A 25,951-nucleotide genomic window follows, 5' to 3' on the forward strand; every position below is an offset into this window, starting at 1 on the left:
GGGGACGTCTGCATCAGGGCTTTCCGGGGGAGTGGATGTCAGAAGAGGCGGATTCTTCCGTCTTCTCGGAGTGTGTGATCGGGAATGTTTGCCGATTCTATCCATTTCCTGATCACCCTTTCCCTCTGCGCGTCTTTCCGGAAGTTATCGAATTGTCAATTACGTCACTATTTTTTAGATTTTATCCCTTTGTTGAGATAATCGGGCGTTCGCTTTGAATAAAACCGTTGACGATTCACGTATGTATGGCGTTCGACGAGCGTATAGCAGAATCGACAATAATGGGGGATTGCCGTTGGCAAGGTCGCATTCATATGTGCTTTTCATCTCCCAAAAGGCACAAGCATCCGTGACACCGGTGCAAGTGGGAGACCAGCGCTTCGGCGCCGTGAATGTGTCAGACTCTTTTCGGTTCTTTGGCTGCACCGATTGCCGGCAGGATCGCGGGGTTGCCGACGTCGCGGGATTTGATGCCGATGCTGTGTTCGAACTGAGCGACGAGGTCGTCGTAATTAGTGCCTTTCAACGACCATATGCAACGGTTGACGCGAATCAGCGGGGTGCCGAAGGTACCGCCTCGGCTTCGCGCCTCTGCCGGGCCGCAGCTACATGTGTTGTGTGCTTGGATGCAGCATGTCCATTACCGTGTTTTCGTGGCATCTTGCCTTGCCTCCTGTGTCGCTTCGTTGCGGTTTTATTCACTGCAGAGTGTAGTGGACGAAACCTTGTCCCGGACAAAATTATACAAGCAGAGGCAAAATTCTCACCGTCAGGATTGCTTTCCTGATCAGGCATGTTCTATGAGGATGAAGCCGGTAAACGAATATGGAATGACGCTCGTGCAATATGTTGTCGCCGCGGATTGCCTAAGACAAATACTTCTGCTGTATCGGCAACGCCTGCCCATCCGGTCCTATCGAAGGCATGATCTTGGCGTTGCCTACCTGTTGGCGATGAAGGCCCAATGAGTGAATAAGGGTGGGCTCGATATCCTGCAGGACGTGGAGTCGCCGATAGTGCCACATCGTTCCGTTGATGCAGATGGTGGGGGTGGAGAAACGGAACTCTTCCTGCATGTGGACATAGAGCTCCTTGCGTCTGATGGTGTATTTGGTCGCCGTGTCGACGTAGTCCGAATAGGTGCCTTTGACCGCTTGCCGGGCGACCGTTTTGCTGACCCCCGCCTTGAGCGCCTGCCTAACGATCTCTTTGTTGCTGACCTTGCGATTGTTGCCTTTGTTCGGTTGATAGTCTTTGTCGAAAAGTCTGGTGGAGAAATCAAGCGCCTTGTCGGGTTCATGCGAGGATACATATGCAAAGGCGCTGGCGGCGCGGGTCGAATATTTGTTTCGGCTGTATGAATCAAGGAAATTGACGGGGTGGATGTAAAGATTGACCTGCTTGGCCTTCTGCATGAGCTTGAGCGGCTTGGAGATTCTGTGCTCTATGTTCGCGCAGCCGGGGCAGAAGAAATCGACATAAAGGTCGAGGTCCGGGGCCTTCGGGTTGTAGTCGCTGGCCTTGAACGTGGGCAGACCACCTTGCTCGGTCATGCCTATGGGCTTTTGCGCAAGGCTTTGCAATTGTTGGTAATCGCGTTTTTCCCCATGCTTGTGGTCCCAATAGCCGTATGTTCCGGCCACGATGATGATGACGGCCAGCACTGCGGCGATGATGGTCCCTACAAGGAATATCCCGCGTCCTTGATGGCTTTGACGGGCGTCAACTGTTGCCGCCTCGGTGAGAGACCGGGTTTCGGCGTTGCCGTCGAAAGGATACGCAACGTTTTGTGCGATGTCTGTTTCGCTTGGGGATTGGTCGCTGGTATCGGATGTGTTCTTTGCTGTTTGCGGAGAGTCATCGCTTTTTGACGTTTTTGCCGTTTGAGATTTGTCGGGCGTTTGGGGCGGTATCGATTGACTGCTGTCGTCATTCTGATCGTTTCCCACTGCCATGGCGTTTCTTTCTCTGTTGTGTCATCTCATCGTGATGAGAATCTTATTCGTCCCTTTTGCTATTCTACTAGTTTTCTCGCTTAAACGCCAATGGCACTACAGAATAAGCCAATATTTGAAAGTTGAAGTTTCGACATACCTCGACATGCAGTGAGCGTCGAATGTCGACGTGTATTGCGGTGAAAACTACATATCATTTAACGTTCTGCTCTAGGGCATAGGAATGTATTTTGCATAGGTCTGATGTCAAGCAGGACAGATAGCTGTTTTCTCATTTAAACATTTCATGGTCAAAAAAATCTTGATTGTTTAACGATTCAAACAAGAATATTTTGTTTTTCTTTATGCGGTTGGTACTCTTCGAAATACATAGAGAATTGAGATTACAGTGAGGTGATTTGTTTGGGCATATGGAATGTCAAATATTTAGAAGAAGTGAAAAAGACATCAAAAACCTGGGGGAGCCTCGAACCAGTCACGTTCATAAAGCGATTCATCGCATCTCGGTCAACCTTTGGCCTTTTACCGAAGACGGATATGGCAAACTTCTTGGCAACAAAGGTGGTAATAACTTGACCGGATTGCTGAAAGCTACATTAAAACACAACGATATAAGAATCGTCTACTCTCTTGAAAGAACCCAGGAATCGATGACGATAATCATTGTAGGAATTCGAGATGACCAGACCATTTATCAAGAAGCAGCAAGGAGATTGGAAAAAGTACTTAATATTAGTATACTTATATGATATATAATATGGATTATAATTTGTAAGGTTGTTATGGGAAGTTCAGAGCTTTTAGATAATCTGGTCTCGGTGAGCGAATTCAACCACGGCAAGGCAAGTCAGACGTTCAAACGCGTACGTGATGATAATCCGGTTGTGGTCCTGAAAAACAACAAGCCCACTGCCGTTATCGTCAGTCCCAATGATTATCGACGGCTGACGGAAGCCGAAGAGAATTTTGTGCTGTATCAGGAAGCCATGGAACGGTTGAAGGATGATAGCGTCAGACGCCTGACTGAGGAGGAAGTGTTCGGCAAAGAGCCAAAACTCGACGACGGCCACGAGCCCGAGTTCGAATGAGATAATCGGTTTACTATAAGTCCGGTAAGAAAGTGGGAAATACGATGATGTATTATGCAAGAACAAGTGATCACGGTTATGAGACATGCGTAGAACATTTGGTGATGGCAGGGACATTGGCCGGAGCGTTCGCTAGCCAATTCAATAATCTTAATCAGGGAATGATTGCTGGCCTTTTCCATGATATCGGTAAATATTCTGCTGAATTTCAACAGATGATTAGAAATCCTGAAAAGCCGGCTCATGTGGATCATTCCAGTGCAGGAATGAAACTTGCCCAAGATAATAACAACCTTTCGATAGCGTTTGCCATAGGTGGACATCACGCTGGATTGCCTGACGGAGGCAGTCCAGTAGATGAAATCGATTTTGGCACCTTGTATGCAAGATTAAAACGACACATTCCCGATTTCAGTGGTTACGGGCAACAATTCGGAGAGATTGAATGGCCGAAACAAGAGTTTTACAAAGACCCATATTCTTTAATGATGTCAATTAGGATGCTTTTCTCAACGTTGATTGACGCGGACCGGTTAGATGCTGAATTCTTCACCAAGAATAGTGATCGGGCGGAGCGTAGCTTGCTGGTTTCAATCAAACATTCTTATGGAGACTGCTTGGCAGCCGAAGAAATGCCTGATATCTCGTCAATATTCAAGCAGTGTGAAAACGCGGCTGCTGTTATAAAAGAGCAGAACGATAAAATTCTGGTGACTCTTAATAAAATCAGTGAAAATAAAGCCCAGAAATTTTTTCAGAATAAAGATAAGTCCTTTTTGGATGAAAAGCGTTGTAAACTGCTACATGATTGCATTGATGCCGGGAAAGATGAGCATAAAGGCGATGGCATATACACCCTTACGGCGCCGACTGGTAGCGGTAAAACGAATGCTTCTATAAGCTTCGCTTTAGAGCATGCAGTTACGTATCATAAAAGCCGAATTATTTATGTAATCCCGTATACATCGATTATTGATCAGACGGTTGATACGTTTGAAAAAGAATTTGGTGAGGAGAACGTTCTGCCGCATTATGCTGAAGCCTCATACCAATTGAAAGATGAAGATGAGAGGTCGGAAAGTGATGTTCAGCGAAATCTTGCTTCAGAAAATTGGAACTCTCCGATTGTAGTGACTACCGCCGTTCAATTTTTTGAAAGTCTTTATTCGAACAAAACGTCAAAATGTCGGAAGCTGCATAACATTGCTAATTCGGTCATCGTTTTTGACGAGGCGCAGACTCTTCCTGTTTCGTATCTGAAGCCTTGTATTCAGGCGATTTCGGAACTGACGCAACGTTATCATGTCAGTGCGGTGCTGTGCACTGCGACCCAGCCCGCGTTGGAATCATTGTTCTGTGAGGCATTTGGCAAAGATGATTATAAGATACCTGAAATATCGCCGATGAATGAGAATGAATATCTAGCTTTTACGAGAAATCATATAGAGCTGAACGTCGATTCTACGATTACGCTTGATGATCTTGCAGAAGAGTTGAATTCATATGAAGAGGTGCTTTGTGTGGTGAACACTCGCAAAGAGGCGCAATATCTATATTCGAAAATGGCTAAGACGGCGGGTGGCTATGAAAATGGGTATTTCTGCTTAACGACATTGCTCTGTGCGGTTGATCGCGTGAAACTCTTGGATGAGATACGAACACGTTTGCGCAATGACCTGCGATGCGTTGTGGTGTCTACTTCGCTGATAGAAGCCGGGGTTGATGTCGACTTTCCTGTTGCTTACCGAGAAGAAGCCGGGTTGGATTCAATATTGCAAACCGCTGGACGGTGCAATCGTGAGGGTAAGAGGCCTGTTGACGAAAGTGTCGTAAAGGTTTTTTCTACTAAAGAAGGCCGCACATCTCTGTTGTCTCAAAATGTTCAGGTTCTGCATTCTGTTATCGGCAAATTTGAGAATTTGGCTACACCAAATGCAATATATGAGTATTTTCGACAGCTGTTCAATGATAAAGGTCAAGATGCTCTTGACACCAAGAAAATACTCAAGGCACATCGAGAAGGTGTCAAAGGGAGAAGATGTCCTTTTGAAATAATCGCCAAGCGTTTCAAACTCATTGATACGCCGACCATTCCTGTCTATATTCCTCTGCCGGGAGAGGGCGAAAATCTGTGTCGGCAGCTTATTAATGGAGAATACAGTAGAACGCTTTTTAGAAAACTAGGGAAGTATTCTGTCAATATTTGGCCGAAGCGTTTGCAAGAGCTACAAGAAGGTGGTGTCGTGATTGAGTATGGGGATGAGCTGCATCCAGAGGATTCCTATTTTGTGTTAAGGAATTTAAATAATTACGACAGGTGCAGAGGACTATATTTTGAAAACTCAGCCATAACGGATGGAATTTTCATTTAAACGGTGGCTGTAAGATACAAGTTGTTTCTTCTGAACGGATAAAAGGGTTCTCCGCTTTTGCAGAGAACCCGACTTAGTTCTATATAAATGTACCTATTTCAATCCTCGTCCATCATATTTTGAATAATGAACGACTCTTCAACAATAGAAGAGACATGCTACAGAAGCAAGAATTGTAAATATACCTGAAACTGTGATATACTTTTAGAAAATTCAATGACGATTTGAGAGGAATGGCGATGGCGATACAACTTGAAGTTTGGGGAAGCGGCGCATTGTTCACGCGTCCGGAAATGTCAGTGGAGCGAGTCTCTTACGATGTGATGACCCCTTCGGCTGCACGCGGTATTTTGGAAGCCATATATTGGCACCCTGGGATGAGATGGGTAGTTGACAAGATCACTGTGATGAATCCGATTAAGTTCGATAATATCAGGCGCAATGAAGTTTCCAGCGTGCTGAGTGCCAGAACTGCTCACTCGATGATGGAGGGAAAGGGAGGTGAAGTCATTTATACCTCGGATACTATTCAGCAACGGGCTTCGACTTTTCTGAGAGATGTTCACTACGTCATCGAAGCGCATTTTGATATGACCGATCGAGCGTCTAAAGAGGATTCTCCGGCAAAGTTCATCAGCATTTTCAACCGTCGTGTTGCAAAAGGTCAGTGTTTCCATCATCCTTATTTCGGGTGCAGAGAATTTCCTGTCGATTTCAAGTCTTGGGAAGACAAACAAAGTCCCAAGGGGTTCGAACAAGGCAAGCGGGATTTAGGATACATGCTATATGACATGGATTATCGTGATCCTGAAAATATCAAGCCGTTGTTTTTCCGTGCCGAATTGAACGATGGGGTTATGAATCTCGAGAACGCGAGGGTAGTGTCATGATTGAAAATTTGATTCACCTCTACGATGATCTTGATGCGAAACACAAAATACCTCAATATGGTTTAATTCCGCAGAATGTTTTGTATGGGCTCGATATTGACGATTCGGGCAAAATCCTGAATATTCGAAAGCTTGGGGATTGGTCGCAAAAGCGTCCGGTCCACATGGTTTCCGTGCCTGCACGAGTGACTAGGTCTTCGGGAGTCAAAGCTAATTTCCTGTGTGATACGCCGCAATATTTGTTGGCGGATGACACTAACGCAAGGAACGGCCGAGAGAAGAAAGCCTTTAAAGCCGCTGCGGAATTGCATTTGCGATTGCTTTCAGGAATCGATGATTCAACGGCAAAGGCGATATGTGCATTTTTCGCACGGTCCCCACAGGTGTCAGAAGCCAAGAATCTTCTGACTGCTGATGAGTGGAAACATGCGTCCACTGCCAATTTTGTCTTTTACCACAATGACCGTTGCGTGATGGAAGACGAACGAATTGTGCATGCGTGGCTTGAAGATTTCTCCGAATCGGGAACCGATGGTGAGGTCTTGGAAAGTATCGTGGACGGTTCTGAAGTTCAACCGGCTGCGATTCATCCTAAAATCAAAGGGGTGTGGGGCGCGCAATCGAGTGGTGGTGCTTTGATTTCCTTTAATAAGGAATCTTTCAATTCATACGGGAAATCTCAGAACGCCAATGCTCCGATGAGCGAGGAACAAGCCTATAAATACACCGCTGCATTGAACTATCTTTTGGCTGATAATGACCATGTTGCTCATGTTGGTGATACGACTATCGTGTATTGGGCGGAATCCGGGAGTGTCGAATATCAGGACTTCTTTAGCATGGCTTCTGACTTTGGAGGCGGTTCATCGTCTGATGGTGATTTAGAAGCCAACTTGGGAACTGCCATCAACGCGCTCGCTGCAGGTAGAGTTTTTGACGTAGGCAATTTTCAGCTGAATCCCGATGAACATTTCTATGTGCTGGGTTTGTCTCCAAATTCGGCGCGTATTTCGGTACGGTTCTTTCTCAAAGACACCTTCGGTGCATTCTTGCAGAATATCGTCAAGCATTACTCGGATTTGAGTATTCAAAGACCTATTTTTGATAAGAATCCCCGTATGCCTTTGTGGCGTTTGCTGAATCAAACCACCAATCAGGCAATAAAGGCCGACGTGCCGAGTGTGCTGGTAGGCGGCGTGCTGCGTTCGGTTCTTTTAGGTGTTCCATATCCGGCGTCGTTGCTTTCAAACGTCGAATTACGCATCAGATCCGAGAAAGACATCAATGCGGATAAAGCCGCCATTATTAAAGCCTATTACTTAAGACAACCTAATTCTGAATGCCCCAAGGAGGTATTGCAAATGAGTATCAATGAGGAGAGTGAGAATGTTCCTTATGTGCTGGGAAGAATGTTCTCGTTGTATGAGCAGATTCAGCAAGCGGCGAATCCTGGCATCAATACTACGATTAAAGACAAGTATTTCAACAGCGCCTCTACGACACCTTCGCTGATATTCCCGATTCTGGGAAATCTGGCGGAAAAACATCTTCGGAAGCTGGGCAGGTCGGAGCCTGGGCGAAAGGTCAATCTCAGCAAGGCTTTACAACGTCTCTCTTTGAGACTCGGAGACCAATATCCCGCCAGGCTTTCTTTGCCTCAGCAGGGCGCTTTCCAACTTGGCTATTACTTCGAGACTCAGAAGCATTACGAGAATAAAACGGTAAAGCAGGAGAATTCCAACAAACAAGGAGAGAACAATGAGTGAAATTACCAATGACGCGATCAAGAACCGCTATGATTTCTCGATTCTGTTCGACGTCGAAAACGGTAATCCGAACGGTGATCCCGATTCGGGGAACATGCCAAGGATTGATACGGAAACTGGTTTGGGACTGGTGACGGATGTGTGCCTGAAGCGCAAGATTCGTAACTACGTTCAATTGGTTGACGGAGATAAGGCTCCTAACCGTATCTATATTCAGCAGCGTGTTCCACTGAACAGGCTTGATGATGAGGCTTTGGACTCTGTCGGAGTTGATACGGACGCAGCCAATGCGGAAAAGGATATCAAGAGGGTCAAGAAGGACGACCCGGATTTGGACAGGAAGATTCGTGACTATATGTGCTCGAACTTCTTTGATATCCGAACGTTCGGTGCCGTGATGACTACTTTTGTTAAAGGTAGCCTGTCTTCCGGCCAAGTACGTGGGCCGGTTCAGCTTGGTTTTTCACGTTCTATTGATCCCGTCATCCCTCAGGAAATCACTATTACGCGAGTGGCGATTACCACTGAAGCGGATGCGGAAAAGAAAAACAATGAGATAGGAAGGAAATACATTATTCCTTACGGTTTGTACCGTGCGAATGGGTATATTTCTGCGAAGTTGGCTGAGCAGACTACAGGTTTTTCGGATGCAGATTTGGAACTGCTTTGGAACGCAATCCTAAATATGTTCGAATTCGATCGGTCGGCTGCGAGAGGCAATATGGCGGTTCGGAAGCTGTACGTGTTTAAGCACAGCAATGATTTAGGCGATGCTCCTTCATATAAGTTGTTCGACAGTGTCAAGGTGAATCGTAAACCAGAAGTATCGGCGCCACGGACTTTTAACGATTACGACGTGAAATACGATGCGACAAGCGTTCCAGATTCCGTACAGGTTACCGAAAAAGTAGATGGTATCACGCTGTGAATTCCACATCTTCTACCTATCGTGAGCTGCTGAATGGGTCTACCGATTATCCTGAGGATGATTGGTTGGCCCTTTCGGGCATTCAGCATTATGCCTTTTGCAAGCGGCAATGGGCGTTGATTCATATCGAACAGCTTTGGCAGGAAAATGCACGTACGACTGCAGGTCAGCTGGAGCATGCACGTGTAGACGATTACGGCCAGTCCGAGACTCGGGGCGATCTGCTGATCTTGCGCAGTCTGAGAGTGTTCTCACGAAAACTGGGCATCACGGGGATCTGCGATGTGGTGGAGTTCCACCGTGACCATGACGGCGTTGAGCTCAATGGTCGTGAAGGGAAGTGGTCGGCGTATCCGATCGAGTACAAGCACGGTCATGCCAAAGCAAAAGACGAAGACCGGCTTCAGCTTTGTGCCGAAGTGATGTGCCTGGAAGAAATGCTTGCATGTGATATTCCGCAGGCGGCATTGTTTTATCGGGAAACAAAGCGTCGGGAAATCGTCGAGCTTGATGACGCCTTACGGGACACCGTGGTCGGTGTTACCCGGCAAATGCATGATCTTTATAGTCGCGGGTATACGCCGAAAGTCAAGCGCACGAAATCATGTAACGCTTGTTCTCTAAAAGATTTGTGTCTTCCGGAACTGAGCAAGACTCCATCCGCGAGGAAATATATCAACGAACATCTAGCTGTGGTTGAGTGAATAATGAATAGTGATAATGGAGGAGGAACAGTGAGGCGATTACTCAATACGTTGTTTGTACTTAGCGAGGACGCTTATTTGTCCCTTAAGGACGACAACGTCGTCGTTCAGATCAAAGATGCACGTTTGGCTTCAATCCCTCTGCGATCCATAGAGGGAATTCTGTGCTTTAGCTACAAGGGTGCGTCGCCGGCGTTGATGGGCAGATGTGCGGAGTTCGGGGTGTCGGTTTCGTTCTTTTCTCCGCGTGGACGTTATTATTGTTCGATTCTTGGTGAGAAAAATCGTAATGTGCTGTTACGAAGAGAGCAATTCAGGGTCGCCGATGACGAAAGCCGGAGCTTGCCAATTGCCAAGTCTTTTATTTTTGGGAAAGTGTTTAATTGCCGCTGGGTATTGGAAAGAGTCAGACGCGACCACTCCATGCGCGTAAATGCGGAGCGGCTTTCTTCTCAAAGTGCTTTATTGAAAACTGCTCTTAATGAAATAAATGCTTGTTCAACGCTGGATGAGCTGCGCGGAGTGGAGGGGAACGCGGCCAAAGACTATTTTGGTGCCTATGACGATTTGATTCTTCATTCGAAAGACGATTTCTATTTTGAAGGCCGAAGCCGCAGACCCCCGATGGACCGGCTCAATGCGCTGATGTCTTTCATATACACACTTTTGACAGGAGATTGCACGGCGGCATTGCAAGGTGTAGGGCTTGATCCATATGTCGGATTTATGCACGTCGATAGGCCTGGCCGGGTCTCGCTGGCTTTGGATCTGATGGAAGAATTTCGACCGATAATTGGCGATCGGTTCGTTTTGAGTCTTGTCAATACCGGTGCGATTAAGCCGAAAGATTTTGAAGAACGGGAAAACGGCGGCATTTTTCTCAATGATCAGGGACGAAAAATCGTCTTAGCCGCGTGGCAGAAACGTAAGCAGGAACAAATGACACATCCGTTCCTCAATGAGAAGATATCGTGGGGTCTTGTCCCTTACGTGCAGGCATTGCTCTTAGTGCGAGCATTGCGTGGGGATTTAGACGCATATCCACCATTACTATGGAAATGAGATGGATGATGATGGTAGTTGTTGCATACGATGTTAATACGCAGACGCCTCAGGGACGTCGTAGATTACGCCGGGTTGCAAAAGCTTGTACGAAATACGGGCAGCGTGTTCAAAACAGTGTTTTCGAGTGTGAGGTGACTCCCTCGGACTTGTTGGTTTTGAAACATGATTTGGCTGGAATCATTGACTTGAATTGCGACAGTCTTCGATTTTATAATTTAGGTGCTAAGTATTCGAATCGTATTGAGCATATCGGTGTGCAACATCATCTTCCTACTGATGGTCTCTTGATGGTTTAGTGCGAGAGCTAAGCGCTCATTGTTTGTTTGGAGGTTCGCACCAATTATTTTTCAAGATTTTTCAAGATGTTGGATTTTTAATCATCTTTGATTGATGTTTGATAACTTAAAAGCGATTTTGCGTTCCAAAATTGTTTTGAATCCATTTTCAGCTGGTTTCGGCTGTATTTTTGCTATTATTGAGTCCACATAGTGGATTTTTGTGTCCATTTATGCTGTCGCTCCCTTCGCGGGAGCGTGGATTGAAATCTGCTCCATCAGGTCGAGATAGCCTGTCAGTCGGGTCGCTCCCTTCGCGGGAGCGTGGATTGAAATAAGTTCGTGCCCAACGTGGCCGGTTCCCTCGGTTGTCGCTCCCTTCGCGGGAGCGTGGATTGAAATCTTCATCGACCCGGAATCGGTGACCATGTGGGAGGGTCGCTCCCTTCGCGGGAGCGTGGATTGAAATTTGTGGGTCTTGAGCGTGGCGGTGTCGATACTGGTCGCTCCCTTCGCGGGAGCGTGGATTGAAATTCGGGACACCACCCGGCGCTACAGCCGAAAGGCCCGTCGCTCCCTTCGCGGGAGCGTGGATTGAAATCAGTTCGCCGCTTTTACGTCTTCGATTAGTTCGGGTCGCTCCCTTCGCGGGAGCGTGGATTGAAATATATCTCAAGCAGCTCGACAAACTGAGCGCGGCAAGTCGCTCCCTTCGCGGGAGCGTGGATTGAAATTGGATGTGGATTGAGTCGCCGTTGTTGGTGTCGATGTCGCTCCCTTCGCGGGAGCGTGGATTGAAATTTGCAAATCGTGCAATCCGTCGTCAATGTCATACGTCGCTCCCTTCGCGGGAGCGTGGATTGAAATTAAACGTATTACGCGAATGCGATAAGATGGACAGTCGCTCCCTTCGCGGGAGCGTGGATTGAAATCGGTTCCATCGGCGATGCTATCGGTGTCGACAAGCGTCGCTCCCTTCGCGGGAGCGTGGATTGAAATTGTAAGGGCGGCAAGGTGTATTTCACTATGTCGGGTCGCTCCCTTCGCGGGAGCGTGGATTGAAATATGATGTCCCTGAGCATCTGCATTGAATCAGCCGGTCGCTCCCTTCGCGGGAGCGTGGATTGAAATTTCGTCCCGAACGTGCTTCGCGCCCATTCCAGCAGTCGCTCCCTTCGCGGGAGCGTGGATTGAAATGTTCCGTAGGGCAGGTTCTTCTGAAGGTGGATGGTCGCTCCCTTCGCGGGAGCGTGGATTGAAATTTATCCAGCCGCGTGATGTCAGTTTTTGGGACATGTCGCTCCCTTCGCGGGAGCGTGGATTGAAATAAGGGTATATAAGGGGACAATAACGTCCATAGAGGGTCGCTCCCTTCGCGGGAGCGTGGATTGAAATTTCCATTGGTTTTTATTCGCAACCCCCGCATGGCGTCGCTCCCTTCGCGGGAGCGTGGATTGAAATTTGGGACATGTTGCCTGTGTATGTCGCTGAACCTGGTCGCTCCCTTCGCGGGAGCGTGGATTGAAATTTGACCACGCTTGGCATGTGCGCCGCGTTGTACGTCGCTCCCTTCGCGGGAGCGTGGATTGAAATCTCTACACCAGACTCCAATCGCGACGCAAAACCGTCGCTCCCTTCGCGGGAGCGTGGATTGAAATCCTTCAATATCCGGACTGCAATCCGGAAGTGGTCAGTCGCTCCCTTCGCGGGAGCGTGGATTGAAATACATTGAGGCTCCATTGGTGGTCGACGATCTCCGGGTCGCTCCCTTCGCGGGAGCGTGGATTGAAATCATGTCGCGGCCGAGCTCGGAGCCTGTCTTGCGTGTCGCTCCCTTCGCGGGAGCGTGGATTGAAATAAGGATTCATCGGCTCAGATGCTTCAATGGTCCAGTCGCTCCCTTCGCGGGAGCGTGGATTGAAATTTTGCCCAGGACATGAAGGGGTCAGTGGTCGTGCGTCGCTCCCTTCGCGGGAGCGTGGATTGAAATTGGACCACGGGGGTGACGATTGGCAGCAGTTGCTGGTCGCTCCCTTCGCGGGAGCGTGGATTGAAATATTTCCTGCCACCGAGCCAACCGACCAACACCGTCAGTCGCTCCCTTCGCGGGAGCGTGGATTGAAATGTCTCGAATGCAAAACGATACGCCATGATGATACGTCGCTCCCTTCGCGGGAGCGTGGATTGAAATAATGCCGTTGATGAGGCCCTGGATGATGTTCTGTGTCGCTCCCTTCGCGGGAGCGTGGATTGAAATATCCCCAAACGCAAAGATCAGCGCTACTGCTCGCGTCGCTCCCTTCGCGGGAGCGTGGATTGAAATGACTCGATTTGCTTTCGTGTCTCCTCGGGCATGGTCGCTCCCTTCGCGGGAGCGTGGATTGAAATTGCATGATGCTGGCAAGTCGTGGCTTCGCCTATTCGTCGCTCCCTTCGCGGGAGCGTGGATTGAAATCGGTGATGTCCTCACAGCCGATGGTCACCACGTGGTCGCTCCCTTCGCGGGAGCGTGGATTGAAATTATTTCGATACCGGCATCTTCAACGGAGGCAGCGTGTCGCTCCCTTCGCGGGAGCGTGGATTGAAATCTATAGGCCAGGAAATGGAGTTCGTCTATGACAGGTCGCTCCCTTCGCGGGAGCGTGGATTGAAATAGGTTATCGGTCTCATGCCATTTGTTGACGTTCGGTCGCTCCCTTCGCGGGAGCGTGGATTGAAATAGGTTATCGGTCTCATGCCATTTGTTGACGTTCGGTCGCTCCCTTCGCGGGAGCGTGGATTGAAATTCCATGCATCCCGGCTGTTTCCCGTTCCTGCAGGAGTCGCTCCCTTCGCGGGAGCGTGGATTGAAATTCGTTGGCGAACGAGGTGACGGTGAACGTGAGCTTGTCGCTCCCTTCGCGGGAGCGTGGATTGAAATACGCACTACGCGCTTCCAGCAGACGGGCTCGTTGGTCGCTCCCTTCGCGGGAGCGTGGATTGAAATCCATGCACCCGAGTCCGTTAGGAACAATGAGAGGGTCGCTCCCTTCGCGGGAGCGTGGATTGAAATTTTTTTGTATGCTTAAGCAGGTCCATGGGGTTTAGTCGCTCCCTTCGCGGGAGCGTGGATTGAAATTGGACCACGGGGGTGACGATTGGCAGCAGTTGCTGGTCGCTCCCTTCGCGGGAGCGTGGATTGAAATCGAACTTTATCGTTGAGGGTGCGTTGGCGAATGTGTCGCTCCCTTCGCGGGAGCGTGGATTGAAATCCATGCACTCGAGTCCGTTAGGAACAATGAGAGGTCGCTCCCTTCGCGGGAGCGTGGATTGAAATACCCCGTGGCGACGCTGGATTGCACCCCGTCCGGTCGCTCCCTTCGCGGGAGCGTGGATTGAAATCACTACTCGCGTCAGCCCTCACCGAAGGTGTACGTCGCTCCCTTCGCGGGAGCGTGGATTGAAATTTGAGCTGGGAGCCGATGAGGGTGGCCATTTCGTTGTCGCTCCCTTCGCGGGAGCGTGGATTGAAATCCGGACGGCATCATCGCGGTCAAGGGCAACGCAGGGTCGCTCCCTTCGCGGGAGCGTGGATTGAAATTCTTTCGCCGCGACCAACGTCGATAAAGGACCGGTCGCTCCCTTCGCGGGAGCGTGGATTGAAATGGAACGGTCAAAATCATCAATCAGTTAGGGCAGGTCGCTCCCTTCGCGGGAGCGTGGATTGAAATCATACGGCCTTGGAGGGCTATACCCGCCTTGGTGGTCGCTCCCTTCGCGGGAGCGTGGATTGAAATCTGCTCACAAACCAGTCCCCCTCAGTGGGATCGCGTCGCTCCCTTCGCGGGAGCGTGGATTGAAATGAGCTCAGCAAGTCAATCTCCATCAGCGAGACCGGTCGCTCCCTTCGCGGGAGCGTGGATTGAAATTTCTACCATGTCACCGGCATCAACAAACTGGCTGGTCGCTCCCTTCGCGGGAGCGTGGATTGAAATACGTCGATGCCGTCGCTGGCCGCCACGCCGTTGCCGTCGCTCCCTTCGCGGGAGCGTGGATTGAAATCCATCGGCAACATTCGCCAACGCACCCTCAACGAGTCGCTCCCTTCGCGGGAGCGTGGATTGAAATACGGACGGAATCAGGGACTCAACACTCGCCCATGTCGCTCCCTTCGCGGGAGCGTGGATTGAAATACACCGGCACGCTTGCAGGCGCTGTCGAACCATGTCGCTCCCTTCGCGGGAGCGTGGATTGAAATTTCAACGGCGACGTTGACACAGACCCGAAATCCTTGTCGCTCCCTTCGCGGGAGCGTGGATTGAAATTTTGCCGGCAACACTGCGGGCTATCTGCATAAGGTCGCTCCCTTCGCGGGAGCGTGGATTGAAATAGCAAAAGTGGGACTCATACGCCAACGTGAACAAGTCGCTCCCTTCGCGGGAGCGTGGATTGAAATTTGACTGGTACGATAAACTGGTTGCACTCTACCCGTCGCTCCCTTCGCGGGAGCGTGGATTGAAATTCTGAGGATGAAGGCAAAACCATCCTCGCAGGCGTGTCGCTCCCTTCGCGGGAGCGTGGATTGAAATCTAGCGGACTCGGGTGCATGGGAAAAGGTGGCTGTCGCTCCCTTCGCGGGAGCGTGGATTGAAATATCGACGAGTCCGCGAGCGCCGTCACCGTGGGTGGTCGCTCCCTTCGCGGGAGCGTGGATTGAAATGTCATCGACCGTACAAAAGTACCGGTAGGCCATGTCGCTCCCTTCGCGGGAGCGTGGATTGAAATATGGCCCGAATGTCAGCCTACAAGGATAGGCTTGTCGCTCCCTTCGCGGGAGCGTGGATTGAAATACGGTCTGATGAAGCATCCCAGCCCGTTGCCGGGTCGCTCCCTTCGCGGGAGCGTGGATTGAAATACTGCCGACGTTCTTCACTGCCTCGCGGCTCTTGTCGCTCCCTTCGCGGGAGCGTGGATTGAAATGCATTGTATGGCAGTCAGGTGAACACCGATGACGGGTCGCTCCCTTCGCGGGAGCGTGGATTGAAATGCTGTCGTGTCAACAAATCAGGTCATGGCTGACGGTCGCTCCCTTCGCGGGAGCGTGGATTGAAATTGGAAGGCTTCGCCGAAAACAGCAGGATCCTTGCGGTCGCTCCCTTCGCGGGAGCGTGGATTGAAATTGGGGCTTCCATCTGGAGGGCTTCGTGCTAGGCGTCGCTCCCTTCGCGGGAGCGTGGATTGAAATCTGACTGTGGAAGGATACTGCAACATCAAGGCCGAGTCGCTCCCTTCGCGGGAGCGTGGATTGAAATCATTCGTATTGGGGTGCGTTGCAGGCCGGCGCGGAGTCGCTCCCTTCGCGGGAGCGTGGATTGAAATCGGATCACGGAACCGTGCAGGCAGGGTGGCGCGGGCGTCGCTCCCTTCGCGGGAGCGTGGATTGAAATACCGCCGACGTGACGACCTGCATGGACATGGCCGTCGCTCCCTTCGCGGGAGCGTGGATTGAAATACCGTAGCCGAGGACAACGAGCTCGTACGCCGCATGTCGCTCCCTTCGCGGGAGCGTGGATTGAAATCTCTTATTGGCGTTACCAGGCAGGGGAAATCCTGGTCGCTCCCTTCGCGGGAGCGTGGATTGAAATTTCGCCAGGTCGTTCCATGCCGAACAGCGCATGAGTCGCTCCCTTCGCGGGAGCGTGGATTGAAATTTTTTAACCGACAATTAAATAATAACACAGTCGAGTCGCTCCCTTCGCGGGAGCGTGGATTGAAATTGACACCATGCCATGGCAGTATTACAACGGCGTGGTCGCTCCCTTCGCGGGAGCGTGGATTGAAATCTCGATCCCCAAGGATTGCAAAGCTAGCACCCTAGTCGCTCCCTTCGCGGGAGCGTGGATTGAAATTAAACCTCTTGAGGCGTATGCAAAGAAGAACGGGTCGCTCCCTTCGCGGGAGCGTGGATTGAAATATCGTGCTCTTCTTCAACTCGATGCCGACCGGGGTCGCTCCCTTCGCGGGAGCGTGGATTGAAATCATATTACAATGAGCTGTATGCTAAAAATAACCAGTCGCTCCCTTCGCGGGAGCGTGGATTGAAATCAATCAGCAAGACTTTACATGGGCGAGACAAGCAAGTCGCTCCCTTCGCGGGAGCGTGGATTGAAATCCCTCCAGATAGCGCTGAATACGGTTTGAGCCATGTCGCTCCCTTCGCGGGAGCGTGGATTGAAATATGTTCTTGGACACCGGCAACGGGTGGAGGTCGGGTCGCTCCCTTCGCGGGAGCGTGGATTGAAATAAGACAGCACTCCACGACTTCATCGAAGCCATCGGTCGCTCCCTTCGCGGGAGCGTGGATTGAAATTGACATGGAAACGCGAACAATCCCAAGGGCCTACGGTCGCTCCCTTCGCGGGAGCGTGGATTGAAATTGTGCACGCTGCGTCAGAGCTTCGAGCGGCTTGCGTCGCTCCCTTCGCGGGAGCGTGGATTGAAATTGGAACGCGTGAAGCATACGATCAGCGTGCTGGGGTCGCTCCCTTCGCGGGAGCGTGGATTGAAATCGATTCGCAAATAACGGACAGTCTGGAAGATTCGGTCGCTCCCTTCGCGGGAGCGTGGATTGAAATTTCAATCGAATATTATAGAATCTTATTTTTGCATGTCGCTCCCTTCGCGGGAGCGTGGATTGAAATAATATGATACATATTTTGAGGGCGTGAAAGTCCGGGTCGCTCCCTTCGCGGGAGCGTGGATTGAAATAAATATGCGGGTATTACCTCTGTATCGCGTCCAGGTCGCTCCCTTCGCGGGAGCGTGGATTGAAATAAAATATAATATGATGAGAAAGGGCTTTCGCTTTAGGTCGCTCCCTTCGCGGGAGCGTGGATTGAAATTGGAAGGCGCCGTTATCGTCGCCGACGTTGATAGTCGCTCCCTTCGCGGGAGCGTGGATTGAAATATGCTTCCCGCTCCCTGTCTTGCTGACACCACCTGTCGCTCCCTTCGCGGGAGCGTGGATTGAAATATGCTTCCCGCTCCCTGTCTTGCTGACACCACCTGTCGCTCCCTTCGCGGGAGCGTGGATTGAAATATGCTTCCCGCTCCCTGTCTTGCTGACACCACCTGTCGCTCCCTTCGCGGGAGCGTGGATTGAAATTTCCCCGACAAGACGGCGTAGGCCGTGCCAAGCAAGTCGCTCCCTTCGCGGGAGCGTGGATTGAAATAACATGACGTGGTAGTGGGGCTTCTTGTGTTCGCGTCGCTCCCTTCGCGGGAGCGTGGATTGAAATTCGCTGGAAGCGGTGAGCTTCTCCGGTCGCAGGCGTCGCTCCCTTCGCGGGAGCGTGGATTGAAATCTGGACGCGAGCACCTATTACCGGAGATTGTGGCTGTCGCTCCCTTCGTGGGGCGTGGATTGTGATGGCTGGCTATTGGCGATTATTTTATAATGTATACATTTTTTACCGTAGGAGCAGAACTGCAATCGTGCAGTTGCCTTTGATGGCAGAAATTATGTATTAGAACCATATGATTCACGGGTTATCAACTGTGAGGAAAAGTCGATTGCCGAGGCAAATTTTAGTGAGTAAACCTTATTAGGTACCTTAATTATTTATAAACAGGAACTGTAGCTATGTGGGTAAGGGACTTAGCGATTCGCGTTTACAGATTTTGTCGACTGTGATGAATTGGCATGGTAACTTTAAGTATTTTTGATGTTGGGCAGAGGCTGTAATCAGGCACTTATGTTTTAAGTGTGTTTTGTTTGGAAGTTTTAGACTGTAATATCAATAAAGTTTATTGAAGGTGATGAAAACTAGTTTAATGAAAAGGTGAGTTGCGGGAAACGAAGATATAGTGTTGTCGCACTAAAATAGCCTCAAGGTGTTTTTCAACTGAAAGGAACCAAAATGGCAGAAGAAAACAAACCGCAGCCGGAGAGCTTCCAGCTCGACCATACCAAGGTGAAGGCGCCGTATGTGCGCTTTATCGACACCGAGACCGGCGAGAAGGGCGACGTCATCTCCAATTATGACCTGCGTCTGGTGCAGCCTAACGAGAACGCCATCCCGACCGGCGGCCTGCACACCATCGAGCACACCATCGCGGTGCTGCTGCGCGAGCGCATCCCGGGCTACATCGACTGCTCGCCGTTCGGCTGCCGCACCGGCTTCCACCTGCTGACCTGGGGCGAGCACAGCACTGAGGACGTGGCGAAGGCCCTGAAGGAATCGCTCGAGTTCATCGCCTACAAGGCGACCTGGGACGACGTGCCGGCCACGGACATCAAGAGCTGCGGCAACTACCGCGACCACAGCCTGTTCACCGCCAAGGAATGGTGCAAGAAGATCCTCGACGAAGGCATCAGCTCCGATCCCTACGTGCGCAAGGTGGTCTGATTGCGGCGTCGGCTTTGCGAAAGCGGGCTGAAACGTGACTGAAGGCGGCATCTGACGATTGGCGTCGATGCCGCTTTTTCATGCCATCATGTTTGCCTGCCATCGTTTTGTTGAGACTATAGACAAAACTTCAATCGCATACAACGCTTTTGACTGGTAATCCCGTTGTTGTATTTTGCGTCCTTGCTCTCGGTTGCGGATCTTTCATCGTGATAATCGCCTGTGGTGGTGTTAGTTTGGTACGGGAATAAAAGCGGTTGACAGGTATGCGGCTGCGTGGTTTCAAAGCGGGAGATGGAAGTATGGCTGACGGGAAGACGATGGAAGATAAGAACGAAACCGGTAAAGCTACGGGAATGGCGAAAACAGCGGGAACGGCAGGGGTACTGACCGGTTCCATGCGCGTGCGCCGGGCGAGCGAAGCCGATTTCGAAGCGATCATGCGTATCTTCGAGCGGGCCCGCGAGCTGATGCGCAATACCGGCAATCCGAACCAGTGGGGCAAGAGCTGGCCGCCGGCCGAACTCATCCATGAGGATATCCGTCTGGGCAGAGGCATGTTGCTGGTCGATACCGAAGGCGAGGGCGGCGCCGAGCGGCTGCTGGCCTATTTCGCGATGTGCCTCGGGGCTGAACCGACTTATGCGCACCTGACCGAAGGCGCCTGGCTTGACGACGACGAATACGTCACCATGCATCGTCTGGCCTCTTCCGGGCTCAAAGGCCATAGCGGGGGAGCATGCATGCAATGGGCGGCACAGACATATAAGAACGTGCGCTGCGACACCCATCCGGACAACCTGGCGATGCAGCATGTCTTCGAAAAGTCCGGATATCGGCGTTGCGGAATCATTACGGTCAGCGATATGGGCGATCGCGGCAACACGCGTATCGTTTATCAGCGTCACGACAGGTGAGGCGGGCCGGGCCGGCTTGTGGCAGTCGGCAGGCAACCCGCGTCTTCATGTGATTGTTCCGTATCGCCTGTTTGCCATCATCACGTTCACGCGCGAGAATATGAACTATGACTTTGAACGCATTGCCTGATTGGCCATTCTCTTCAGCGCTTGGGAAATCGAACTATGCCGCCGCTCTGCGGCGCTACCCAGGGCAGGCCATTGTCGACCTCAAGGCGATGCGCGACAACATGCGGCATCTGGTCGAGGTCGTCGGCGGGCCGAAATCCGGCACGGCCGTGATGGGTGTGGTGAAGGCCGACGGATACGGGCATGGGCTGATTCCCTCCGCGTTGGCGGCGCTCGCGGGTGGTGCGACGTGGCTGGGAACCGCGCAGCCGCGTGAGGCGTTGCTGCTGCGCATGGCCGGCATCGATTCCAGCCGTTGCCATATTCTCACATGGATGTACAACGGGCGCAACGCCCCGCTGATCGAGCTCATCGCCAGCGACATCGACATTTCGGTGGGTTCGCTTGACGGCATCGACGCCGTGGCCACCGCCGCGCGCAAGCTCGGCATGCCGGCACGGGTGCATGTCAAGGTCGACACCGGCTTCGGCCGCAACGGTTTCACCGCCGAGGGTTTTCAGGCCGCGCTCGACAAACTGGTGCCGTTGGCCCGCGAAGGCGTGCTTGACATCGTGGGGCAGTGGAGCCATTTTTCCGTGGCCGACGCTCCTGACGTCCCCGAATTCGTGGAGGCGACCGACCAGCAGCTTGAGAGCTTCAAGCAGTTCACCGCACGGATGGAAAAAGCCGGCATCGCGCCGCGCATCCGCCACATCGCCAACACCGCGGCCACGCTTTCGCGTCCGGAGGCCCGTTTCGAGCTGACACGGCCAGGCATCGGGCTTTACGGTTATGAAGCCGACCCGGCGATGGGCACACCGTCACGATACGGTCTGAAACCGGCGATGACCCTGCAGGCGCAACTGGCCACCGTCAAGGGCGTCGAGGCGGGACATGGAATTTCGTACGGACGCACCTACATCACCGACGAGGAGACCAGCACGGCCATCGTGCCGTTGGGATACGCCGATGGCATTCACCGTTCGGCTTCAGGATTCGACGAGGCCGGTGCAAAACGCACGCGCAAGCCGGGCGGGCCGGTACGTGTGATGACCGCCGAGGGACCCAAGCTGATGCGGGTTTCGGGGCGTGTGTGCATGGACCAGTTCATCATGGATCTGCACGGCGATTTCGAAAAGCTTGGCGTGCATGAAGGCGACACCGTCGAACTCTTCGGACCGGGTCGTGGCGAGCAATACGCGGAGCCGACCGCCGATGATTGGGCCCGTGCCGCCGACACCATCAGCTATGAGATCTTCACCTGCCTGCGCACCCGCATCCCGCGGCTTTACCTGCATGCTCAGGATGTGCTCGATGCGCAGGATATGAGCAAGCTCAGCGCGAAGACATTGCTGTGAGGATATAGGGGAGTCTTCCGAACGCGTTTGGTCGGGCGGTTGCCGCGGTTTGCGGTGACCGCCCGATTCTTGTCATGGTGGTGGTGCGCGAGGTGGTGGCGTGCGAGGTGGTGGCGTGCGAGGCGGTGGTGCACGGTGCCGTGGTGCGCGGAGCGGTAGTGCGCGAGGCGGTGGAGGCCGTGCGCAAGGATTCGTCATTGCCGCTGTATCGTTGGGTTTCGGGCTCGGCGGTGAAGGCGGGGCGGCCCGAGCTTTCGCTGGACCAGCCCGAAAACGATGGAATGCGCCATCCGTATTCGGGGTTGCATTTGGATATCGGTAGTTATAGTTTTAATGACTATAAGTTGAAAACGAATATTTCTCGGTGTCTGGATAGCCGAAGAAAGAGGAGGGAAGGCTATGGGTCCCATCGCGGCTGTGTACGGCCGTTTTTCGCCCCGTCGTCTTTCCCGTCCGGCATTCGTTTCACAGGAATGCTTCTGTGCAATCGCAAGCGTTCATCGTCCGGCGGTTGCCGGGCGAAAAGAGACAGGAAGGTGAATGATGAGTGATGAAGCGAAGGGGTCGTCGCTGAGTGTCGAGGCGCAAGGCATCGATGTCATCGACGAATCGGAACGTAAGGGCAAGCCCTCGAGCCTGTTCTGGCCCTGGTTCGCGGCCAACATCTCGGTGCTGGCCATGTCGTACGGGGCGTGGGCGCTCGGTTTCGGGATTTCGTTCTGGCAGGCGGGGCTGACCACCATCATCGGCGTCGTGGTCTCGTTCCTGCTGGTGGGCATCGTCTCCATCGCGGGCAAGCGCGGCAACGCGCCGACCATGGTGATCACGCGCGCCATCTTCGGCGTCAAAGGCGCGAAGGTCCCTGCGGCCATGTCGTGGATAGCGACGTTGGGCTGGGAGATTTCGTTGACGGTCACGGCCGTGCTCGCTATGTCCTCCACGCTGCAAAAACTCGGTATGGGTTCCGGCGCGAGCGCCAAGATCATCTCGACGGTCGTGGTCGTCGGGCTGGTGGTGGTGGCCGGCATCTTCGGCTATGACCTCATCATGAAATGCCAGCAGGTCATCACCATCGTCACCGGAATCGTGACCATCGGCTTCTTCATCCTGGGCTGGGGCAACATCGATTTTTCGCGAGTCGGTTCCGCCCATGCCGGCGGCCTGCCGGCGATGCTGGGATGCTGCCTGTTCGTCATGACCGGCTTCGGGCTGGGATGGGTCAACGTCGCCGCCGACTATTCGCGCTACCTGCCGCGCAAATCATCCAACGCCGGCATCGTGGCCTGGACCACGTTCGGCGCTTCGATCGCCAACGTGCTGCTGATCGTCTACGGTCTGCTGCTGGCGGTCTCCAACGCCGATCTCGACAAGCAGGTCGGCCTGGACCCGGTCGGTGCCATGGCCTCGATTCTGCCTACGTGGTATCTGGTGCCGTTCACGCTGGTGGCGGTGCTCGGGCTGATGAGCGGCGCGATCATGGACAACTATTCCAACGGTCTCGATCTGCTGTCCTTCGGTATCAAACTGCCGCGCACGTTGGCGGCCGCGCTGACCGCCGTGCTCACGGTCATCGGCGTCATCTACGTCACCTTCTTCTCCGACACCTTCATCGGTCCGTTCCAAGGCTTCCTTATCACGCTTGGCGTGCCCATGGCGGTGTGGACCGGCATGTTCGTGGCGGATGTGCTGCTGCGCAAGCGTGATTACGACAGCGCGGACCTCTATGATCCTGCGGGACGCTACGGCGCGTGGAACGTCAAGGCGCTGGTGATCCTCGTGGTAGGCACCGTGCTCGGCTGGGGGCTCGTGGTCAATTCGGCGGCGAGCTGGCTGAACTGGCAGGGCTATCTGCTTGGCCTGTTCGGCGGCAAGGACGGGATGTGGGCGCAAGCCAATCTCGGCGTGTTCGTGGCGCTGGTGGTCGGACTGCTCGGCACTTTGATTTTCCAACGCAGTGACATCAAACGACAGGAAGGAGCCAACTGATGGTTGACAAGGATGAATGGCTGGTGGTCGTGGACCGCCAGAAGGTGTTCGCACAAAGCGATTGGTCGACCTGGGCCTGTGCGGACGGCTCGTATTATGCCACGGACGAGCCTTTCAAGCACCTGGCGAACGCCTACGGCGATCGGGTGGCCTACACCCGCTACATCGCGCCGGACAAGCCGCGGGACGCGTGGGTCGACTACTTCAAGGACTGGCCGCAGTTCCTCGTTCCACCGGATGACCCGATGTACGACTTCACCGACGAGACGGCCGAGCTTGCCAAAGGCCATCCTGTAGTGAGCAGGACGACGTTCGGCAAGTGGGGCGATGAGCTGAAAAAGGCCGTGCAAGGTGCCAGGAAGATCGCGGTGTGCGGGGTGGCCACCGATTGCTGTGTGCTCCAAACTGCATTGGCGGCGGCCGATGACGGCGTCGCCGTTCGGCTGATTGAGGATGCGTGCGCGGGCAGTACGCCTGAAAACCAGAAGCTGGCCATCGAGACGATGAAGCTGTTCACGCCGTTGATCACCGTGACCAATACCAAGGAATTGCTGGGCTGATTATCTGCTTGTTCATCGTGCTGGGAACAGCAGGATTCAGGATTCTTTTCTTGGTTGTAAAAGGCTCAAGGAAACCGTCCCGAATTCTCGTTTGATGTGATTGGTGTGATGCAACAAGTCGCTTGTCGTCTATGCGATGGCAGGCGGCTTGCTGCGTTTCGCAGTGGGCCGGTCCGATTCTGTCATCGCTATTGGCTGGCCAGGCGATGTGGGCTATCATCGGTTACACAGTGTCAGGTCCGATCGGCAATGTCCGCGATTGGCATGACGGTTTGAATTGACGGCCTGGTGACGGATTGAGGTGTGCGATGGAAACTGCAGATGGTGAGCAAGTGCTTCAGGACGAGGGCTATGATGCGTTCGACGAGGAGCGTTGGGCGCCCGAACCGCCGAAATCCCAATCCCGCACCGCCTTCCAGCGCGACCGCGCCCGTCTCATCCATTCCTCGGCCCTACGCAGGCTCGGAGCCAAGAGCCAGATTCTGGTGGCCGGAACCGACGATTTCGCCCGCACGCGCCTGACGCATACCTTGGAAGTCGCGCAGATCGGCCGGCAGATCGGCTCGATGCTGGGCTGCGACCCGGATGTCGTCGACTGCGCCTGCCTCGCCCACGACCTGGGACACCCGCCCTTCGGACACAACGGGGAGCGCGTGCTGGCCGATATCGCCTCCGGCATCGGAGGTTTTGAAGGCAATGCGCAGACCTTGCGCTTGCTGACGAGGCTCGAGCCGAAGGTCTTTCATGCCGACGGACGTTCTGCGGGGGTCAATCTCACGCGCGCCTCGCTCGATGCCGCGGTGAAATACCCTTGGACCCTGGACGAGGCTGCAGCGCACCCGAAAGGGGAACGAAGCCTGAAATTCTGCGTCTACCCGGATGATGTCGACGTCTTCAACTGGCTCAAGGCCGGAGCGCCGAAAGATGCCAAGCCGATGGAATGCCAGGTCATGGACCTTTCCGACGACATCGCCTACAGCGTCCACGACGTGGAGGACGCCATCGCCACCGGCACCTTCAACCCGCTGGCCCTGGCCGACCCACGCGTGCTCGACGGCGTGGTGGAGATGACCCGCGAATGGTACGGGCGGCAATGGGACCCCGACCAACTGCTCGAGGCCTTGCACCGCCTGATGAAGAGGCATATGTTCCCCTCGCATTTCAACGGTTCACGCCAGGCGCTGGCGCAGTTGAAGAACATCACCAGCTCGCTGATCGGCCGGTTCGCCGGTTCCGTCGAGCAGGCGACGCGCGAGAAGTACGGGCAGGGGAGACTGACCCGTTACAGCGCCAACGTCGTCATTCCCGACGAGACCAATTACGAAATCGTGGCGCTCAAGGGCATCGCCGTCTACTTCGTCATGGCACCGCGTGAACGCGAGCCCCTGCACGATCAGGAGCAGCAGATCGTCGCCGACTTGGTCGACGTGCTGATGGCGGATTCCCCGCGTCCCTCCGACGCGCTGGAAACCGTGTTTCTCGAGGACTGGAACGAATCCACCAACGATGACGAGCGGCTGCGCGTGGCCATCGACCAGGTGGCGAGCCTCACCGACGGCTCGGCGATGACCCTGCATTCCCTGATCTGCTGA

At 53.1% G+C, this 25,951-nt stretch carries 18 protein-coding genes and 1 CRISPR repeat array; of the genes, 16 read left to right on the forward strand and 2 right to left on the reverse strand.

Going from position 1 to position 25,951, the window contains the following annotated elements:
* Nucleotides 1–397: 397 nt before the first annotated feature.
* A complete protein-coding gene (locus OZX64_RS03625; protein ID WP_277174835.1) occupies nt 398–526 on the reverse strand; it encodes a hypothetical protein in 129 nt (42 codons plus the stop codon).
* Between the two features lie 340 nt (nt 527–866).
* Nucleotides 867–1,955, reverse strand: a complete 1,089-nt coding sequence (locus OZX64_RS03630) for a thioredoxin domain-containing protein (protein ID WP_277174836.1) — start codon at nt 1,953–1,955, stop codon at nt 867–869.
* Between the two features lie 398 nt (nt 1,956–2,353).
* Between OZX64_RS03630 and OZX64_RS03635 the strand changes: the two genes are divergently transcribed.
* From OZX64_RS03635 to OZX64_RS03710, 16 genes are all read left to right on the forward strand, one after another.
* Nucleotides 2,354–2,704: a type II toxin-antitoxin system RelE/ParE family toxin gene (locus tag OZX64_RS03635; RefSeq protein ID WP_277174837.1), complete on the forward strand. Its 351-nt coding sequence runs from the start codon at nt 2,354–2,356 to the stop codon at nt 2,702–2,704.
* A gap of 33 nt (nt 2,705–2,737) precedes the next feature.
* Nucleotides 2,738–3,043 carry a type II toxin-antitoxin system Phd/YefM family antitoxin gene (locus OZX64_RS03640; RefSeq protein ID WP_277174838.1) on the forward strand — a complete coding sequence of 102 codons (306 nt, stop codon included), beginning with the start codon at nt 2,738–2,740 and terminating at the stop codon, nt 3,041–3,043.
* A 104-nt stretch (nt 3,044–3,147) separates the two neighbouring features.
* The gene (gene cas3, locus OZX64_RS03645; protein WP_277174839.1) at nt 3,148–5,415 is read left to right on the forward strand and encodes a CRISPR-associated helicase Cas3'; all 2,268 of its coding nucleotides are present in this window, start codon (nt 3,148–3,150) and stop codon (nt 5,413–5,415) included.
* 239 nt (nt 5,416–5,654) lie between these two features.
* Nucleotides 5,655–6,305 (forward strand): type I-C CRISPR-associated protein Cas5c, encoded by a 651-nt coding sequence (gene cas5c / locus OZX64_RS03650; protein WP_277174840.1) that lies wholly within the window; start codon nt 5,655–5,657, stop codon nt 6,303–6,305.
* Nucleotides 6,302–8,071, forward strand: coding sequence for a type I-C CRISPR-associated protein Cas8c/Csd1 (gene cas8c / locus OZX64_RS03655; protein ID WP_277174841.1), 1,770 nt, complete (start codon nt 6,302–6,304; stop codon nt 8,069–8,071). The genes cas5c and cas8c overlap by 4 nt, the downstream gene beginning before the upstream one ends.
* Nucleotides 8,064–8,999, forward strand: a complete 936-nt coding sequence (gene cas7c, locus OZX64_RS03660) for a type I-C CRISPR-associated protein Cas7/Csd2 (RefSeq protein WP_277174842.1) — start codon at nt 8,064–8,066, stop codon at nt 8,997–8,999. The genes cas8c and cas7c overlap by 8 nt, the downstream gene beginning before the upstream one ends.
* A 29-nt stretch (nt 9,000–9,028) precedes the next feature.
* Nucleotides 9,029–9,703, forward strand: a complete 675-nt coding sequence (cas4, locus tag OZX64_RS03665) for a CRISPR-associated protein Cas4 (protein WP_277174963.1) — start codon at nt 9,029–9,031, stop codon at nt 9,701–9,703.
* Between the two features lie 30 nt (nt 9,704–9,733).
* The gene (gene cas1c / locus OZX64_RS03670; RefSeq protein ID WP_277174843.1) at nt 9,734–10,765 is read left to right on the forward strand and encodes a type I-C CRISPR-associated endonuclease Cas1c; all 1,032 of its coding nucleotides are present in this window, start codon (nt 9,734–9,736) and stop codon (nt 10,763–10,765) included.
* Between the two features lie 8 nt (nt 10,766–10,773).
* Complete coding sequence (cas2, locus tag OZX64_RS03675; RefSeq protein WP_277174964.1) at nt 10,774–11,064, forward strand: CRISPR-associated endonuclease Cas2; 291 nt, start codon at nt 10,774–10,776, stop codon at nt 11,062–11,064.
* Nucleotides 11,065–11,281: 217 nt separating this feature from the next.
* Nucleotides 11,282–18,453: a CRISPR direct-repeat array (repeat unit 32 nt; unit sequence GTCGCTCCCTTCGCGGGAGCGTGGATTGAAAT).
* 488 nt (nt 18,454–18,941) lie between these two features.
* Entirely contained in the window at nt 18,942–19,430 is a 489-nt protein-coding gene (locus OZX64_RS03680) for an S-ribosylhomocysteine lyase (RefSeq protein ID WP_277156029.1), read from the forward strand.
* Between the two features lie 302 nt (nt 19,431–19,732).
* A complete protein-coding gene (locus OZX64_RS03685; RefSeq protein WP_277174844.1) occupies nt 19,733–20,347 on the forward strand; it encodes an N-acetyltransferase in 615 nt (204 codons plus the stop codon).
* Nucleotides 20,348–20,454: 107 nt separating this feature from the next.
* Nucleotides 20,455–21,813, forward strand: a complete 1,359-nt coding sequence (alr, locus tag OZX64_RS03690) for an alanine racemase (protein ID WP_277174846.1) — start codon at nt 20,455–20,457, stop codon at nt 21,811–21,813.
* Between the two features lie 74 nt (nt 21,814–21,887).
* Nucleotides 21,888–22,364 carry a hypothetical protein gene (locus OZX64_RS03695; protein ID WP_277174847.1) on the forward strand — a complete coding sequence of 159 codons (477 nt, stop codon included), beginning with the start codon at nt 21,888–21,890 and terminating at the stop codon, nt 22,362–22,364.
* A complete protein-coding gene (locus OZX64_RS03700) occupies nt 22,357–23,799 on the forward strand; it encodes a cytosine permease (RefSeq protein ID WP_277174848.1) in 1,443 nt (480 codons plus the stop codon). Before OZX64_RS03695 ends, OZX64_RS03700 begins: the two co-directional genes overlap by 8 nt.
* Nucleotides 23,799–24,359: a cysteine hydrolase gene (locus tag OZX64_RS03705; RefSeq protein WP_277174849.1), complete on the forward strand. Its 561-nt coding sequence runs from the start codon at nt 23,799–23,801 to the stop codon at nt 24,357–24,359. The genes OZX64_RS03700 and OZX64_RS03705 overlap by 1 nt, the downstream gene beginning before the upstream one ends.
* Before the next feature lie 308 nt (nt 24,360–24,667).
* Nucleotides 24,668–25,951, forward strand: coding sequence for a deoxyguanosinetriphosphate triphosphohydrolase (locus tag OZX64_RS03710; protein ID WP_277174850.1), 1,284 nt, complete (start codon nt 24,668–24,670; stop codon nt 25,949–25,951).

The sequence above is a fragment of the Bifidobacterium sp. ESL0704 genome (assembly GCF_029392075.1).
In the GTDB taxonomy this organism is placed as follows: Bacteria; Actinomycetota; Actinomycetes; order Actinomycetales; family Bifidobacteriaceae; genus Bifidobacterium.